Origin of the sequence: Vibrio sp. qd031, from assembly GCF_002100145.1 — a bacterium.
GTDB lineage: Bacteria > Pseudomonadota > Gammaproteobacteria > Enterobacterales > Vibrionaceae > Vibrio.
On sequence record NZ_JXQD01000002.1, the window covers coordinates 166,638 to 181,450 of the forward strand.

23 protein-coding genes are annotated in these 14,813 nt (G+C 45.5%); 3 read left to right on the forward strand and 20 right to left on the reverse strand.

Features of this window, described 5'->3' with window-relative positions; all coding sequences use genetic code 11:
- Nucleotides 1-14 precede the first annotated feature (14 nt).
- The 17 genes from ST37_RS01740 to ST37_RS01810 all read right to left on the reverse strand — a co-directional run bounded on the left by ST37_RS01740 (nt 15) and on the right by ST37_RS01810 (nt 8,668).
- Nucleotides 15-731 carry a hypothetical protein gene (locus ST37_RS01740; RefSeq protein WP_084883082.1) on the reverse strand — a complete coding sequence of 239 codons (717 nt, stop codon included), beginning with the start codon at nt 729-731 and terminating at the stop codon, nt 15-17.
- A gap of 2 nt (nt 732-733) precedes the next feature.
- A complete protein-coding gene (locus tag ST37_RS01745; RefSeq protein WP_084883085.1) occupies nt 734-1,510 on the reverse strand; it encodes a hypothetical protein in 777 nt (258 codons plus the stop codon).
- Nucleotides 1,507-2,025, reverse strand: a complete 519-nt coding sequence (locus tag ST37_RS01750) for a chemotaxis protein (RefSeq protein ID WP_084883087.1) — start codon at nt 2,023-2,025, stop codon at nt 1,507-1,509. Before ST37_RS01750 ends, ST37_RS01745 begins: the two co-directional genes overlap by 4 nt.
- A 3-nt stretch (nt 2,026-2,028) precedes the next feature.
- On the reverse strand, nt 2,029-2,400 hold the full coding sequence (locus ST37_RS01755) for a hypothetical protein (RefSeq protein ID WP_084883090.1): 372 nt from the start codon (nt 2,398-2,400) through the stop codon (nt 2,029-2,031).
- Nucleotides 2,397-2,591 carry a hypothetical protein gene (locus tag ST37_RS01760; protein WP_084883093.1) on the reverse strand — a complete coding sequence of 65 codons (195 nt, stop codon included), beginning with the start codon at nt 2,589-2,591 and terminating at the stop codon, nt 2,397-2,399. Before ST37_RS01760 ends, ST37_RS01755 begins: the two co-directional genes overlap by 4 nt.
- 4 nt (nt 2,592-2,595) lie before the next feature.
- Entirely contained in the window at nt 2,596-2,739 is a 144-nt protein-coding gene (locus tag ST37_RS19900) for a hypothetical protein (protein WP_172400907.1), read from the reverse strand.
- On the reverse strand, nt 2,739-3,050 hold the full coding sequence (locus ST37_RS01765) for a hypothetical protein (protein ID WP_084883095.1): 312 nt from the start codon (nt 3,048-3,050) through the stop codon (nt 2,739-2,741). The genes ST37_RS19900 and ST37_RS01765 overlap by 1 nt, the downstream gene beginning before the upstream one ends.
- Nucleotides 3,051-3,061: 11 nt before the next feature.
- Complete coding sequence (locus ST37_RS01770; RefSeq protein WP_084883098.1) at nt 3,062-3,895, reverse strand: major capsid protein P2; 834 nt, start codon at nt 3,893-3,895, stop codon at nt 3,062-3,064.
- A gap of 2 nt (nt 3,896-3,897) precedes the next feature.
- Nucleotides 3,898-4,035, reverse strand: a complete 138-nt coding sequence (locus ST37_RS19905; RefSeq protein ID WP_172400908.1) for a hypothetical protein — start codon at nt 4,033-4,035, stop codon at nt 3,898-3,900.
- A 134-nt stretch (nt 4,036-4,169) separates the two neighbouring features.
- Nucleotides 4,170-4,757, reverse strand: a complete 588-nt coding sequence (locus tag ST37_RS01775; RefSeq protein WP_242426185.1) for a hypothetical protein — start codon at nt 4,755-4,757, stop codon at nt 4,170-4,172.
- Between the two features lie 103 nt (nt 4,758-4,860).
- Nucleotides 4,861-5,361: a hypothetical protein gene (locus ST37_RS01780; protein WP_084883103.1), complete on the reverse strand. Its 501-nt coding sequence runs from the start codon at nt 5,359-5,361 to the stop codon at nt 4,861-4,863.
- Nucleotides 5,333-5,803, reverse strand: coding sequence for a hypothetical protein (locus ST37_RS01785; RefSeq protein WP_143698094.1), 471 nt, complete (start codon nt 5,801-5,803; stop codon nt 5,333-5,335). The genes ST37_RS01780 and ST37_RS01785 overlap by 29 nt, the downstream gene beginning before the upstream one ends.
- Nucleotides 5,793-5,957: a hypothetical protein gene (locus ST37_RS19910; RefSeq protein WP_172400909.1), complete on the reverse strand. Its 165-nt coding sequence runs from the start codon at nt 5,955-5,957 to the stop codon at nt 5,793-5,795. Before ST37_RS19910 ends, ST37_RS01785 begins: the two co-directional genes overlap by 11 nt.
- A gap of 9 nt (nt 5,958-5,966) precedes the next feature.
- Complete coding sequence (locus tag ST37_RS01790; RefSeq protein WP_084883106.1) at nt 5,967-7,745, reverse strand: hypothetical protein; 1,779 nt, start codon at nt 7,743-7,745, stop codon at nt 5,967-5,969.
- Nucleotides 7,746-7,932: 187 nt separating this feature from the next.
- Nucleotides 7,933-8,127 carry a hypothetical protein gene (locus ST37_RS01800; RefSeq protein ID WP_084883111.1) on the reverse strand — a complete coding sequence of 65 codons (195 nt, stop codon included), beginning with the start codon at nt 8,125-8,127 and terminating at the stop codon, nt 7,933-7,935.
- 1 nt (nt 8,128) lies between these two features.
- Nucleotides 8,129-8,338: a hypothetical protein gene (locus ST37_RS19665; RefSeq protein ID WP_143698095.1), complete on the reverse strand. Its 210-nt coding sequence runs from the start codon at nt 8,336-8,338 to the stop codon at nt 8,129-8,131.
- A 138-nt stretch (nt 8,339-8,476) separates the two neighbouring features.
- Nucleotides 8,477-8,668 carry a hypothetical protein gene (locus ST37_RS01810; RefSeq protein WP_084883116.1) on the reverse strand — a complete coding sequence of 64 codons (192 nt, stop codon included), beginning with the start codon at nt 8,666-8,668 and terminating at the stop codon, nt 8,477-8,479.
- Nucleotides 8,669-8,819: 151 nt separating this feature from the next.
- On the opposite strand from ST37_RS01810, the gene ST37_RS01815 reads away from it, so the two are divergent.
- The 3 genes from ST37_RS01815 to ST37_RS01830 all read left to right on the forward strand — a co-directional run bounded on the left by ST37_RS01815 (nt 8,820) and on the right by ST37_RS01830 (nt 11,712).
- Nucleotides 8,820-9,092: a transcriptional regulator gene (locus ST37_RS01815; RefSeq protein ID WP_172400910.1), complete on the forward strand. Its 273-nt coding sequence runs from the start codon at nt 8,820-8,822 to the stop codon at nt 9,090-9,092.
- Between the two features lie 151 nt (nt 9,093-9,243).
- Nucleotides 9,244-10,584, forward strand: a complete 1,341-nt coding sequence (locus ST37_RS01820) for an ISNCY family transposase (RefSeq protein WP_143698096.1) — start codon at nt 9,244-9,246, stop codon at nt 10,582-10,584.
- 768 nt (nt 10,585-11,352) lie between these two features.
- Nucleotides 11,353-11,712 carry a helix-turn-helix domain-containing protein gene (locus ST37_RS01830; RefSeq protein WP_084883124.1) on the forward strand — a complete coding sequence of 120 codons (360 nt, stop codon included), beginning with the start codon at nt 11,353-11,355 and terminating at the stop codon, nt 11,710-11,712.
- 34 nt (nt 11,713-11,746) lie between these two features.
- On the opposite strand, the gene ST37_RS01835 is transcribed toward ST37_RS01830, so the two are convergent.
- From ST37_RS01835 to ST37_RS01845, 3 genes are all read right to left on the reverse strand, one after another.
- Nucleotides 11,747-12,106, reverse strand: coding sequence for a hypothetical protein (locus tag ST37_RS01835; protein WP_084883127.1), 360 nt, complete (start codon nt 12,104-12,106; stop codon nt 11,747-11,749).
- Nucleotides 12,107-12,384: 278 nt separating this feature from the next.
- The gene (locus ST37_RS01840; RefSeq protein ID WP_084883130.1) at nt 12,385-13,200 is read right to left on the reverse strand and encodes a hypothetical protein; all 816 of its coding nucleotides are present in this window, start codon (nt 13,198-13,200) and stop codon (nt 12,385-12,387) included.
- Nucleotides 13,201-13,656: 456 nt separating this feature from the next.
- A complete protein-coding gene (locus tag ST37_RS01845) occupies nt 13,657-14,808 on the reverse strand; it encodes a conjugal transfer protein TraF (protein WP_084883133.1) in 1,152 nt (383 codons plus the stop codon).
- Nucleotides 14,809-14,813: the final 5 nt, after the last annotated feature.

Sequence of the window (14,813 nt, forward strand, 5' to 3'; positions counted from 1 at the left end):
GACTCACTCCCTAATTAGGTTGGTATGTACGGCACAACTTCATAATCTGCGATGTGCATCGTGCCACTAATGCCGCGAGCCCGTGCGCCAGTCTCAGAAGTTAGCGCAACTTCCTCTTCTGCTGTTTCATTCACCAATGTAAACGAGATCATGAAATCACTATCATCGGGATTCGAAAAAGATTGATTATCAAACACATAGGTAACTAAAGAAGAGGCGCAAAAATCGAACGTGTCGTTATATTCATTCGGCACAAACTTGCAATCCATAAACGCACTAGAGCCATTGTCACCCATATGGAAACGCACACGTAAAATAGATTTATCAGTTGGGAAAGCAGATTTTAACGAGTAAAAATTATCATCGTAAATCCCGCCTTTCATAAATATATGGGTATAAAAATGAACTGCGTGATAAGCGGCTGATTGCGAATATGGGGAATCTGCAAGAATCCCTTGCGCTGCCCCGTAAAAGTTAATTCGCTGTTGCTCTACATTGCTATTTAAGCGAAAAAACGAACTCACAATCTCGTTATCTGGTCGGCTGTTTCCAGATTGCCCTGCGGCTTTATCGTTGTACATATCAGACGAATAACCCCAGTTATACGGAAACGCCACGCGATAGCCTAAGCCCTCACCGCCACCGCCACCGCTGCCCGCGCCAAGCTCGGCAACTAGTCGCTCAAGCTCTTCGATTTTGTTGCGATCACTTCCCATTGGTAAAATAGACATTGTTACACCTCAATATATTGAATTTTGTCACCCGCCGTTACGGCGGTTAAATTAATTTCTGCGGTAGTTTCTAACTCGACAAACTCACCCGCTTCTAGCTCAAAAGCCCCTACTTTCACCAAATCAACATTGATGGTATTAGCCTTTAAAATGATTTTCTTGCGCGTTGCATTGAGCGCAATCGTGGCGGGAAATGTATCAATTTCACCCGTTACCAATTGCGCCGATACTTCCACGGCCACCGATTGACCCGATTCAATTTCTACCTTTGGCAGAGATTGAACGGCCAGCGATTGACCCGCTTCAATTTCAACCTTTGGCATAGATTGCACGGCCACCGATTGACCCGATTCAATTTCTACCTTTGGCAGAGATTGCACGGCAACGGATTGACCCGCTTCGATTTCGACCTTTGGCAGAGATTCCACGGCAACGGATTGACCCGCCGCGATTTCCACCTTTGGGAGTGCATCAACACCCACAGACTGACCCGCTTCAATTTCGATTTTTGGCATGGTTGACACTTGCACCTGTTGCCCTTTGACGGGCGGTGTATACGTGCCGTGACCATAACCAATACCAACCAAGCCACCTAAAACACTGGTAATCAAAACACGGCCTATCGGCTTGTTTCGGTCATAAACGGCGGTTTCTTTTAGCGAGACGGTTTCACCCGTTTCAAATTGAAAAACAAGATCACCCTGTGACGCTTCAACGTGAATCCAATTGCCATCCATTGTCACGGGCTTGGTTTCACCTGCTAAAAATTCAATGTTCATTTGCTCACCGCCTTAAAGGCCACTGCACCCACAACCAAACCAAGCACCACAATCGCTATCAATTGCGTTTTGTTGTTCTCAGTTTCCCCGCCGTCATTTTGGAATTTCGCAAGCTCCATCACGGCATCTAAATTCGCACTGTTTTGCGCCGCTTGACTGCCAGACAAGCCCGCCAACATGTTTAGATTTTCGCTGTTGCTAGAACTGAATTCCTCAAGTACTGACCCTGCAAATTCGGTGTTATTGGCAATTGCACCCGCTGCAAAGTCGGTAGTTTGTTTGGTCACATCACTGGCAAAATCTATATTTTTATCGTGAATGTTGCCCACTTCTGAAATCAACTCACCGCCTAACTCAAGCGCACCTTTCACCGCGCCGTGGTCGGTTGCGGTCACATTGACTGTTGAATCATTAATGCCACTTAGCGCGACCCCGTTGTTGTCGCCCTCAATGGCATTTTGCCCCGTGGTATTCGTGGCCGTTGTGTTACTGCTCGAACTGGATTTACCGCCCATCGTTTAAACCTTTAATTTCAAAGACTGCACAGCCGAACTTAGATCACCATTTTGCGTACCAAAACGGCGGGCAAGCCGCGCCACTTCGGGGAAATGCGTTACCGCCTCCAAATAGGTTAAGCCCGCCCGCCGTGCAATATTTTTTAATTCTAAAATGCCAGACTGAAGCCCGACCCCTGACACGCCCCACAAAAAAAGCGTGTCCTTTTCATATTCTGCCGCCACAAACAAATCGTGCTTTGCAGCTTTAATGCGATAAAGACAAACCTCACCGCGAACAATACCCGCTTGCATCTCTGCAAATTCGTGCGGGCATGCTCGAAACGCTTTCACCAACTCACGCAATGCTTGCGCTTTATTGGCTACGCACATCATTTTTTAACCACCACATAAGCGACCACAACAACCATTGCCACAATCGCCCATGTTGGGAGGCCACCGCCACCCATCGAAATACCGCCAACATTGACGCCTGATGAATTTTGGTTTGCGCTGCCGCTGTGTGCATCGCCGCCGCTAATCGGCATTGTGCCGCTATTGGTTAACGTACTTAGACCAGGCAACATAAATTCACACCATCACCTTAAGGACAACAAACATAATCGCCCCAAGAATTAAGAGCCATTTGGCATCGTTAACGCCGTCCGACAACCAAAAGCCGCCGCCAATGCCAACACCAAACGCCGCCAACAATGGAAATACTGCAAAGGGCATTATTTACCCCCTTTCATGTAAACCATTGCCGCCACCGCTGCGACCGCAACACCCACACCCGCAATCAAATACAATTGCGTGTTTGATTGAGTGCCCGCGCTGCCTTGAACTGGCGCGCCGTTGGCCTCTTGGTAGTCATTTTGATTATCACGATTGGACTCTGGGTTTGCGCTGTCGGCGCGCTCGGCCTCATAGCCAAGCTTAATGCCCAACCAATCTTGACCAACGTTGTTCACCACATCGCCAACAACGTCAACCGCGCCACCGATAAGCTCGCCGCCTGATTCTAAAATGCTTTCGAACCACTGCATAAAAGCCCCCTTTATGCCGCTGCTGCGATTTGCCCGACTTGCTCAATGGCTTCGATAACAACAGGCACAGAACCCGCTTGCGTTTTATCAAGCTCAAATTGCAATTGGCTCACTGCGTTGGTCGGTAAACGACCCTCAACACCGAAACCAGTACGCACGAAATCTAGTGAGAAATAGCCTTCTGACTGTTCAAGATCAGCAACCGCCAAATCAAAAGCGTTATCTTCTGCGCTCACGTTCATTTCTTCGCGGTTGTCACGTAGGACACGCACACGCTGAATTGAATCATCTTTGAAGTGCATACGCTTTAGCGATAGGTACGGTGAACGCTCGGCAAAATCGAACGGTGTACGACCTGCGGCACTTGCATACCAAGTCAAAGAGTACAAACGTGGCATGTAAATGCGTGTAGATTGTGACGCCGTGGTATGCGCTCGCGCTTTGATGCTTGGCGCTGCCGTGCCCGCTGTTTTTGACTTGAGTTGAATGTAAATCATCCAAATCTCACCGTTTAGCGTGACAAGCTCACCAGTACGCACACCCGCTTTAGTGCGTAGCGAAATATCGCCAAACGGGATCACGTAACGACCCGCTTTCACGTATTGCTTGCGGTGTTTTTGGAATGCCACCAAATCTTCACCCGTTACATTGATGATTTCTTTGCCGTTGTGCTTAACCATCACGCGCTCAATATCCGTTGGATCTGTAATATCGGTTACAAATTCAATGCTTTGATAAGTTGGTCCAGATGGTAAACGCTGCGTTGCTTGACTGCCCCACATTGCGCCCTCAATCGGATCAAGCTCTTTAGGACGCGGGTTAAATGCTGTATTCATCATTTCCATAATTAGAACCAACCTTTATCGCCGTTAAGTTGCTTTTTAACGCTTTCTAGTGCGTCAACGTTGTTAATTGCCGCAATCACGACAATTGTTACCACCGCTGTGACGGCAATCGGTAACATGGTTTTTTTATCAAGTTTCATTGTATGCCCCTGCATAGTTGAGAAGTGCGCCACCACGGCGCGGTTAACTGGGGTACAATTTGGGCGAGTTTCAAGCACAAAAAAAGGCGGTGTAAGCTAATAGCCTACCCGCCTAGCCTAATAGGCTAAACCGCCTATTTTCGGCAATCAATTTCCCCTTGTTTCGTGATTTCTCCCACCCGTTCACTGTAGATATATTGTGCCTTGCCGCCATTATCGCGCGCCGTTTTCAGCTTCATTAGCTGACTAGCATCAATTTCGCGTTCTCGCTCAATGGCTTTTGCATCACTTGCCCCCGCCAAACCGCCAACCCACCACTTTGCCGATTGGCTTGTGATTGTTTTGGGCACTTCCTGCATGCGCTGAAACAAAGCATGCATCACAAGCCCGAATTGACGACCTCCACGCCACAATTCGCCCGCCCTGCCGTTAAGCTTTTGGTTGGTTTCCATGATGGTTGCCATTTCTTCGCATACGCAATGCAGCAAAGCATTTGAGCCATTACCTACCGACCACACCAATTGAGCGAATAATTCAAAGTTTTCGAGTGTAGCGGGCACATTAAGCGCCACCTTAAACCCTGCCTTTTTCTTTCGACCAGCAATCAACGCCGCATAGAACGGCGCAAACTCAGTAAACGCTTGCACTTGCTGCCCTTTAAACTTGCCCGAATAGTTGGAGTAGGGATCAAAAAATGCCACTTGAGCGCCTTTTTTAATCATATCAAGGCGCTTGATTGCGGTAGTTTTCCCCCCGCCCGTTGTGGCAACATAAACGGTATGTTCTGGGCTTAAAGCCTGATTGGCATTGGTTGGCGTTGGTAACTTAAGCGGCTTTGCTTTCGGCTTCACCATCGCTTTCCCCCTCGGTCAATTCGCTATCTTCTGGCTTCATGGCATCATTTGCCGCCTTAGCCATAAGCTGAATTTTTACGGCTTGCTCCACCTTAAGGCGCTTGATTGTGGCAACTGACGACATCACCAAACCACCGCCCGCTAATGCAACGGCAAATTCTGCGTGGTACTTGCCCCACCATTCAAGCCATTTAAGGCCGTGTTTTTCTAGTAACGGGGCACATGACTCAACGAATTGAGCGCGGTGTAATTCATCAAATTTAAAATCAACACCACTTGCCATTGAAATGGTCGATTCACCAAGGCTTAAGGCAAAATCAACACCCCCGCATAATGCTTCAACCTGTACGGCGGGCATAGAACCCGACTCAGTTTCATCCTCTGCGGCGTTAAATGTTGGCTCGTATTCGGCTTGATTAGCGGCATCAATACCCGCTAATTGATCAATTGCTTGCTGTTGCTGTTGTTCCATTGTTTTGACTTCCTTTAAAGTAATAAACGACACTAATTAAAACGAGAGACACGGACGCCATAATTAACGGCTTAACCCATGCTTTTTGAGTGGATTCACTCGGTTTTGGTGTTTCGGTTTCGGCTATTTGCGCGGCTTGTTTCGGCTTCACTTCGGCTTCAACTTTCACGTTTAAGCCCTGATTTGATTGGCTTGGCTCGCCTAAATCACTTTTTGACTCACGCATATTGTCTTTAATGAACGCTTGAAACTGCTCACCCTTGCCTTGCTGACACCCGCACGTTGGACAATTGAAGTACAAGCGGCCAATATTGCGCTTATTTTTGGGCGGTTCGCCTGTTTCGATAATCTTATGTTCACCTACGGCGTGAACCGTGCCCACCTGATCACAATCGGGCATCGTGCATTTTATGTATCCCTTGATGGGGTTCTTACTCGCCATCGTTTGCCGCCTCCATTTTTGCCAAACGTTCTTCAACGGTTTTCATCCAAGCAACACACAACCGCATTGGAGTACTGGCGGGCTTTAACATTAAGTTTTTGCTCATTGATTTGACTTGCTGCTCTAACTCGCCAATGATTTGCTTTGCTTCCATCGTTTTCCCTTACTGACTTACTGTTTCTTGATAGCTGAAATAATCGGCCATAACATCGGCCTCAATGCGTTCGATTTCTTCAATCGTGAATGTTTCGGGGCGTGACTGATTTAATTGGGCTTGCCAAGACGCACGGCGCAATAAAAATCGCTCATGCTCTTGGTAATATTGGTTCACCGCATCAATGCGTATATCTTCCAACTGCAACGGCTGCAAACCTTGCCCGCCAGATTTATGATCACCTGTGCTTTCAGTGCCGACCATTGACCACCCACGCGCACCCGCTGCCCACACCAAAAACGAATCCATTTTTTCGGTGCTGCTCTCACCCTCAAACGTTATTGAAAACGGGTTTAAACTGGACGCATGCGCGCCACGCTCATTAATTTTTTCACGGTTGATTAGTGCGGTTTGCTCTGCCGCCTCTACTTTCTTTTTCAAGGCATTGAGTTTTTTATATTGCTTGGTTTCTTTAGCCTCGCTGGCCTTTTTCTTTAGCCAGTTGAGCGTGGATTTTTGGCGCATAAATGGCGCTTTCCACTGCTCCAACTTATAACCACATTCTTTGATAATTGCGGCCATGTTATCGACCTCAAAAGACGCGAGCACTTCCCAAGACGGCGCGCGCGAACAACGTGCAATATTGTATCGGTTGCCCTTAATCAATCCTTGGTCGGCGTTTTTGCCTTTTGCGGCATAGCCAACGGCCTTAAGCAAATATTTGGCTGCGCCTTGGCCGTGTCGAATGCGCTCAAGCTTGGCGAACCCATGACCCCATAGATTTTCAAGGCGTTGCGACCACGATTGGAAATGTTTTGGCTCTACCTGCCAATTCAACAATAAGTGAACGTGGGGATTAGGCTCGCCGTCAACATTGGCGGGGCACTCTGCAACCCACAAGTAATGAAAATCACTTTCCTTGGCGGGTACGGATTCCATGACAGTATCAGTGATCAAATCTTTGTTGCCGACCTCGGCCACCCAACCGCGCTGATACATCTTTTTTGCGCCGTCTAGAAATCGACTCACCTCACTGCCTATTGTCATTTCACCGCCAAACAATCGCTCGCGCTGCTCAGTGGTAAACGTCAACGTCAAAAAAGTGGTAAACCCACCTTGGCACTCTGCGACATACGCGCCAGATTCAAAGATTTTCTTAACCGCTCGCGTGGTCAGTGATTCGGTGTAACGTTCACCAACGTTTATTTCGGGGGCGTCACTTGGCGCGGGATGATTGATAATTTGCAATTTTGTTTGTTTCGACCAATCGCGGCGCATCAAATATGCGCGGGTATGGTGCTGCGCGGCCTTAATCGAATACTGGTCATCGTTATTTTCACCGATAACCGTGGTTTGCTTTTGGCGATAACCCATCTTAGAGCCACGATTGCGCTCAATCATGGATACTATGTGCGGCCTAAATCCGACTTGTGCCGCTGTCGGACTTTTGCGCCCTTGGACAAGCCTATTGTTTGTGGCCGTGTCGGCCACCGCTGCGCGTGCTGATTTGGTGCGGTGAAAGTGTACTTGATCAGCGGCGTGTAACTTGCGCGCTTCATCTTCCATCCAATCATTTGACGAACCAAAAAAACCGCCCTGACAGGCGGTAATGTTGTTTTCAATTAAACTTCGGGTTATCACTGGGGAGTCTATCGCCCCCAATGACCACAAAAGCGCTTCATCGCTTAAGCCCGATTTAGGGGATTGTTTCGCAAGCATGATAATGGAAGAATCCGCGCCCGCTTGGGGCGCTTCATCTTTTTGCTCGCGGAATGAACACGGTATCACTTTAGAACCCCCGTTGCCATTGCAACCGATAACGGCAACTGAGCAAGGAAACCGCATGAATCGTAAACGCTCACGAAATAGCAAGTTTCGGGTTCATAAGGGAATTTTTTTAGCTCACTAGCTTTTCGGATTCGGAATGAATCACCACGATCATTAGTAAGCTCTAACTTGATTTTGCCAATTGCTTTCATACCATCACCACCAAACGTAAATCTTTACTGAAAGGAACAATGGCCACGTTTTGAGAGACAAAAGACGCCTCGCGCCCCGCTACATGCTCACACTCAGCCAATGCACGATAAAAATTAGGATGGAATTCGCGCGGTAATTCTTGCCCCGTAGGCATACAATTAGCATTTGAATATAGCTCGACGGTTGCCATGTTATGCACCCCCCTTACTAGCATGGAATGCCTTAAGCCTATCTCTAAGCTTCCACGACCCAACAAACTCAAAATCCTTATACTCAATCCCTTTGAGCAGTTCAAACGCCGCAAGCCGACTCCCCAACACCCACGACAACGCTTCTACAGACTCAAAACTACTTACGAGATCATCGTCTCGCTTTGCCCTCCGCAAATCAGAAAGTAGCATCTTCATGGCTACCTTTTGGCCTTTACGTTCTCGCGTCCTCTCATAACAGATCAACGTTCCACTAAGGGGCGTAAGGCTTACATTTTTTGTGCTGACGTGCTTTTTCCCAAGTTTCAATTGAACACCCATAACAGCCCCCTATCGCGTAAAACTGGCAGGATTAAATTTGGCTTTAGGCTGTGCTTTTTTAGCGCGCACCCACGCCAGCGCTCTAGCCACTTTTTCGCGGCTGTTCGCAAGCTTGTTTTCGTCAAATTCGGGATGGTTGGATAAATCGACTATCTGGTGATAAGGCGCGAGAATTTCTCGCTGATTGATTGGGTTTAACATTTTGATCGCCTCCGCAAGCGCTTGTTTTGTCTCAAATCGAGTACAAAACAGACAATAAGGCAATATATTTTATGCGGCAACCTCAAGACCTTAATGAAAAGTGGTAGCTTTAGTACTACAATTTTGTAGAAATCGCCGTGAGGAATAAATGATGCTGAACTACACAAACGCCCTACTGGACAGGGTTAAAGCAAAATTTGAATTGACTACCGATTACCAATTGTCGAAAAAACTCGGTATTACGACCTCTCGGATTGGCAACTATAGAAAAGGCCGCTCACAAATGGATTGGGAGCTTGCTTTTGAGATTTGCGATTTACTGGAAGAAGACGATCAAAATGTCGTCTATGGCTTGCTGTCTGATAAAGAGAAAAACCCTCGATTAATCAATGCGTTAGAGGGCGGTTCTCCTTTCATTTCTTAATGCAACCTAAGATAGATTATGCGCATAAGGCTTGTAAGCGCAAAGTAGTAATGTCACTTTTTAGAAAAGTTAAAATGTCACCTTTTTGAGTTTAACCGCTAGCCTCATTCCTATGTGAACTCGATTAAGGGACATTGGGATGTTGGTGCCTATGAGTGACAAAGACTTGTTCCGATACAAAGTGGTTAATGATGTTTGTGAGCGTCGCTTACGACGTAAAGATGCCGCCAAACTTCTTGATTTAAGTGAGCGTCAAGTACAGCGCCTCATGAACCGCTTACGAGATTTTGGCGCAGCAGCTCTCGTTCATGGGTCTCGCGGTAAACCGAGTAATAATCGAACCTCAAGTGATTACAGTCAGACTATCTTGGCCATTGTGCGAAAGCACTATGCGGATTTTGGCCCAACATTAGCACAAGAAAAGCTATTGGAAACTCATAACTTACCTGTCTCCAACGAGACCTTACGTCAATGGATGATCTCCGATGGCCTCTGGGTGCCACATTCTCAGCGTAGGCCTCGCATCTATCAGCCACGCTATCGATGTGACTGCCTAGGTGAACTGGTTCAAATTGACGGCTCTCATCACGACTGGTTCGAAGGACGAAGCCCTAAATGCTGTCTCATTGTGTATATCGATGATGCTACCGGACGCTTAATGAACCTGAGATTCAGCGATACGGAGTCAGCGTTCGATTACATGATGGCAACCAGAGAGTATGTCGATAAGCACGGTAAACCTGTCGCATTCTACAGCGATAAACACTCTATATTTCGCGTTAGCCAAGAGCAGCACAGGCGTGTAGGCATAACCCAGTTTGGTCGAGTTTTGCGTGATCTTGGTATTGAGCTGATATGCGCTAACAGCTCGCAAGCCAAAGGTCGTGTTGAACGCGCCAACAAAACTCTCCAGGATAGATTGGTAAAGGAAATGCGGCTTCACAATATCAATACCATAGAGCAAGCCAATGCATGGCTGCCCTACTTCATCGACGACTTTAATACACGCTTTGCTAAAGCCCCAAACTACCCCAATAACCTGCATCGACCTATCAGAGAAACCGCAGACGAACTCGACGATATTTTTTCGTGGCAAGAAACAAGAAAGCTGTCTAAATCTCTGACATTACAATACGATAAAGTGGTCTACCTCATTGATGCTACCGAAGAAAACACTCGATTAGCGCGAGAGGTAGTGAAAGTACTCGATTGCCCAGACGGTCGCATAGCCATCCAATATGGCGAGCGGAAGCTGACTTTTAAAATATTCGACAAACTCGAAGACGTTGATCAAACACAGATCGTTGATAACAAACGACTAGGTAATGTATTGAAATTTGCACAGCAAAAGCAAGAAGAGTTTGAGCAACAGCAAAAGCGAGCCCGCAGTAAGAGAGCTCCGAAGCGAACGGCGCAAAAACGGGCAATAAATCGTTTAACTGCAATGAACCCTGTGTTGGTTAGACCAAATGAATTGAAAACTCGTTCTTAAAAGTGGCAAAGTCGCTTGGCAGTTTAGATACAACAGAATCGCATTATGGTCAAAAACTTTACCGATTTATAGCACCTTAAATTTTTACAGAAATGCGTGTTACGGCGACCTCAAGCTGTACAGATAAACAGAGATATCACCTTGTATTATGCTTATCGTCCTTCTTTGTGACCAGGTTGGTTAATGATTCTGCTTCAATATTTGCCGCATCATGAAACACTTCATATACATCGCCTTTCTTGTACCCAGTGAAATGCATAATGACTTGAATGCACGTAGTAAAAAAAGCACCTGTCATCAAGAAAAGTAATAGAATCCCCCCAGAGTCAAATACCTTCAAAATCATCAGAATTAACGAAATCACAAAGATAACTGCTGAAATTACAGCTTTCCTAATACTTGTCATTTATCCTCCCCAGTCTTAAAAAGCAAACTAACATTTTGAATCAACGCATTATTTGCGGCAATTCACACTTGCCGAGGAAGAAAAGACATTTGTGTTCATAAGTTTCAGAGTTGAGATGGAGATAGTGAAACAACACAGTGAGCAAGTATTAGCCAAACACTCTTCCAAACGGAGTAAGACCAACAGCTATGTTTCGCTCACACCCCCACTCCCCAACAGGACATTCCTAACTGGGAGAAGAGAGGACATTTTTAACTGGGATTGACAAGGCTTGTAGTAGCAATTTAGTAATGTCCGGTTTGAGAAATTTAGAAATGTCCTCTTATGCTTAAGAACCCATTGAGCTTTGAGGACCTCAACCGATGCTAATTACTATGAGTGACCGAGACATTAATCGTTTTAAAGTGCTGCAAGACGTTCGTGAGCGCCGCCTTCGTCAAATAGATGCTGCAGCCATACTCAACATAAGTCCTCGACAAGTTAGACGTTTGTTGAGTCAGCTAAACCAGTTTGGCGCATCTTCTTTAGCTCATAGTTCACGTGGCCGACCGAGCAACCGACGTTATCCCGATGAATTTCGCTCTGAGGTTCTTACCATCATACGCGCTCAATATGCTGATTTTTCACCAACATTTGCCTGTGAAAAGCTGACGGAACAACACACCTTACATTTTTCAGTCGAGACACTACGTCAATGGATGATTGACAAGGCCGCCAACTAACTACTAGACAGTTGAGGCTCAGGAAGCGTTGAATTTACCAGATTGTCAAACTTGAGATCATCCATACACCATGACAAAAAAGCCAGGTCTCTTCAAATCTTGCACGATTTTCTTCACCACATGGTGTCGTAATAGTGCCAGTTCCTACAATGGTTGCTGAGCCATCTGAGACGTAATTTATTGAAATGTTTTCTATCTTCGTCGTGCCAGTTGGAAACCATCGATTAGAGGCTTTTCTAGCGCTAATTTCTCGATATCGGTTTTTCGTTCCAGTTTGGGTGCGGCCAAACTCTGTTAAATAAAAAGTCGGTAGTTCTATTTTCGCAAGCCCGGTTACATCAGCTTCGAAATAGCATCGATACCATTCTACCCTGGTTGATTCAAGCGCTTGCATTGGATCCTCGTTTGGATGCGTAAACTTAAATCTTAGTATCGCATTAGAATTAAGTTAAGTCTTCCGACTCGGTCAATTGCAAAGTGTGAACTAAACAAACGCCAACAAGAATGGATTAAAGCTCTTGGATAATACCCTCTTAATAGACAGGACATTTCTACTTTGCTGGAGAGAGGACATTTTAAAGTGGGATTGACATATGATTGTAAGCAAAAAGTTGTAATATCACTTTCAAGCAAAGTTAAAATGTCACCTTTAGCAATTAGGCTGTATGAGATCTAATAAAACCACCGCGCATAATGAAGTCGATTATTGGGGTCACTCAAATCAACATAAGTCAGCACAATTGCAACTCTATCAGTTCCTGCAGGGACAAATGCCATCTGGATTTCAACGTTAGTATATTCATCGCCTGAGCCACACTGATTAACATACCCGTTATCCGATGATTTAAAATACTGTTCAGTGACCTTAAGCAATTGCCCAGAGATTTCACACACTGTTACAGTGTTGGTACGGTCGCTTTCAGGCGATTCAGTTTCTAGGTAATGAAACACCAACGTGTCTGGGTCGATACTCATATCTGTTGTTTTACATACGCCATTTTCACAGTTATCTACAGGTAAGGGCGCCAAAACTGTTGTCACATCTTGTAGACTTAGTGTTTCATCAAGTGCGTCTAGAGAACTCACTCTCTCTGCATTTACGTCTTTTAAGTCGATGGTTGATTCGGTAACTGTTGCTGAAATTTGATTCGAATCTACAACAGTTGATTGAGTGATTCGATTTTCTTCTCGCACGTGGAAGTAATATTGATACAGGTCTAGTTGATTGTTGTCGTAGATACCATTCATCCCCACAATATATTCCGCTCTTTCGTCTTTTAGTAACGCCAAAGACGCCAAAAAGAACTGACTGGTGCTTTCACTGTCCACAATAACTAGTAAACCATTATCGGGGTCATAATAAAGCTGCCTGAGTTGGTCAGCAGTAGCGCCACCTGAACTTGTTGACCCTTTTGCAGAACCATCATTTCCTCCGCCACAAGCAATAAGCAGCGATGTAATAAGTACCAGTAGTGCGTTTCTATACATCGTGTTGCGCTCCTAACGTTTTTGTTAATACCAAAAGTCGGCCTATTGTAAATGAGAGATTGCTAATGCATCGCACTTTCTAAGTGTTGTGCAGTTAAGTCAAAAGCGTTAGTCGTCATACTGCTAATTCCACTTTCTCTTACAAGTGAGACCATCTTGCATTGTTGCTTTGTCACTTATCCGATCACCAGCAGCATAATATTCTGCTACTTTTTCAATTTTGTAATTTAGCTACAGGAATCGAAGTGAGCACTTACAGACCAAACTATTATAAGATATATCAAACAAATACATACATATGTAATTCAATAACTTACAGGAACCTATTCGTAATTGGCTCACCTGCAATTACATTAAAAGCTCACTATCGTTTGAGTGAATATCACTAGTTATAGTGTTCCAGACACAAAAAAAACCGCTCTAATGAGCGGCTTCAATTGAATATAATACTGAATTCTAATAATAGACTAAAAAGTTAGCATAGAGTCCTAGGTTATCCATCGACTTATAATTTATCGCTGCGTCTAAATGAAAAAGACCAAACGGGGAAATGCCTAAACCTGCTGTATAAACTTCTTCATCACTAAGACGATTAGTCTTATAGCCAACCCGTATTTGGGCCTGACGCGCAAGATCGAACTCAGCCCCTACCCTCAACATTTTTACGTCGTCATCAAATGCGTTAAATCGCTTATCACTCTTAATATCGTAATCCACGCTAAAACTCATGTAGTCATCAACATAACCCGCACCAACGGTATAAACCGGTGTCAATTCATAACGATATCCTACATTGTAGGTTTCGCTACCAATGGTTTCAGTGTAACTTGCCGTATCGACACTTTTACTCAGCAGGTTTTTACCCGCAATACCTAACCTTAACGGCCCATAGAACCACAATGCACCAGCATCTAAGTTAAGCCCAGATTCGCTGGTCATCTCGCCACCCATGTCTAGAATCTCAAATGACTCCAGTGAAGAGCTGTCCACATAGGTGTAAATCTGTTGGAATTTGGGGGCAATACCAAAGGACATATGGTGACCCAATACATTGGCGTATTTAGCAAAGTTTACCCCAAACTCAAATATACCAACGGAGACGGCATGAACAGCAGAACTCTCAGCCCTGTCGACTGGATCAACACCATCTGGCACAAGAGGGGTCGCGTACGTATCGTTGTAGATTTTGGTAAATACATTGGTTGATACAATAGGATTAGGAATGGCAAATGCTGCGATTGCACCTATTTCAGTACGAACTTGATCTCCTGACAAAGCATCTAGTGCGCGGTTAACGTCATCAGGATTAATAATCGGTTGATCCATGACAACCATCAAATTTTCGATGTCGTCCATCAAGCCGTCTTGATTGACATAACCAATGCCGACACCAGGCAATATCATACCCACATCGTCATTTTGACGATAAATGGTCCCGAGAGCTGGATTGTAAAAGGGAGCGGTCAAATAAGACGCGGTCACCACGCCTGTCCCACCCATGCCGTTTCCTCTTCCGTCGACGGCATAATTGTTCGCAAATACAGGTGCGGTGACTAGTGACAGTGTCACCAGTGAGAGTTTAAAAGTCGTGTTACTATTCCACTGCATGGCAA

Coding starts and splice junctions, on each gene's coding strand:
- ST37_RS01740 (WP_084883082.1), bottom strand. CDS start 731: ATGTCTATTTTACCAATGGGAAGTGATCGCAACAAAATCGAAGAGCTT.
- ST37_RS01745 (WP_084883085.1), bottom strand. CDS start 1,510: ATGAACATTGAATTTTTAGCAGGTGAAACCAAGCCCGTGACAATGGAT.
- ST37_RS01750 (WP_084883087.1), bottom strand. CDS start 2,025: ATGGGCGGTAAATCCAGTTCGAGCAGTAACACAACGGCCACGAATACC.
- ST37_RS01755 (WP_084883090.1), bottom strand. CDS start 2,400: ATGATGTGCGTAGCCAATAAAGCGCAAGCATTGCGTGAGTTGGTGAAA.
- ST37_RS01760 (WP_084883093.1), bottom strand. CDS start 2,591: ATGTTGCCTGGTCTAAGTACGTTAACCAATAGCGGCACAATGCCGATT.
- ST37_RS19900 (WP_172400907.1), bottom strand. CDS start 2,739: ATGCCCTTTGCAGTATTTCCATTGTTGGCGGCGTTTGGTGTTGGCATT.
- ST37_RS01765 (WP_084883095.1), bottom strand. CDS start 3,050: ATGCAGTGGTTCGAAAGCATTTTAGAATCAGGCGGCGAGCTTATCGGT.
- ST37_RS01770 (WP_084883098.1), bottom strand. CDS start 3,895: ATGGAAATGATGAATACAGCATTTAACCCGCGTCCTAAAGAGCTTGAT.
- ST37_RS19905 (WP_172400908.1), bottom strand. CDS start 4,035: ATGAAACTTGATAAAAAAACCATGTTACCGATTGCCGTCACAGCGGTG.
- ST37_RS01775 (WP_242426185.1), bottom strand. CDS start 4,757: ATGATTAAAAAAGGCGCTCAAGTGGCATTTTTTGATCCCTACTCCAAC.
- ST37_RS01780 (WP_084883103.1), bottom strand. CDS start 5,361: ATGGAACAACAGCAACAGCAAGCAATTGATCAATTAGCGGGTATTGAT.
- ST37_RS01785 (WP_143698094.1), bottom strand. CDS start 5,803: ATGGCGAGTAAGAACCCCATCAAGGGATACATAAAATGCACGATGCCC.
- ST37_RS19910 (WP_172400909.1), bottom strand. CDS start 5,957: ATGGAAGCAAAGCAAATCATTGGCGAGTTAGAGCAGCAAGTCAAATCA.
- ST37_RS01800 (WP_084883111.1), bottom strand. CDS start 8,127: ATGGCAACCGTCGAGCTATATTCAAATGCTAATTGTATGCCTACGGGG.
- ST37_RS19665 (WP_143698095.1), bottom strand. CDS start 8,338: ATGCTACTTTCTGATTTGCGGAGGGCAAAGCGAGACGATGATCTCGTA.
- ST37_RS01810 (WP_084883116.1), bottom strand. CDS start 8,668: ATGTTAAACCCAATCAATCAGCGAGAAATTCTCGCGCCTTATCACCAG.
- ST37_RS01815 (WP_172400910.1), top strand. CDS start 8,820: ATGCTGAACTACACAAACGCCCTACTGGACAGGGTTAAAGCAAAATTT.
- ST37_RS01820 (WP_143698096.1), top strand. CDS start 9,244: ATGAGTGACAAAGACTTGTTCCGATACAAAGTGGTTAATGATGTTTGT.
- ST37_RS01830 (WP_084883124.1), top strand. CDS start 11,353: ATGCTAATTACTATGAGTGACCGAGACATTAATCGTTTTAAAGTGCTG.
- ST37_RS01835 (WP_084883127.1), bottom strand. CDS start 12,106: ATGCAAGCGCTTGAATCAACCAGGGTAGAATGGTATCGATGCTATTTC.
- ST37_RS01840 (WP_084883130.1), bottom strand. CDS start 13,200: ATGTATAGAAACGCACTACTGGTACTTATTACATCGCTGCTTATTGCT.
- ST37_RS01845 (WP_084883133.1), bottom strand. CDS start 14,808: ATGCAGTGGAATAGTAACACGACTTTTAAACTCTCACTGGTGACACTG.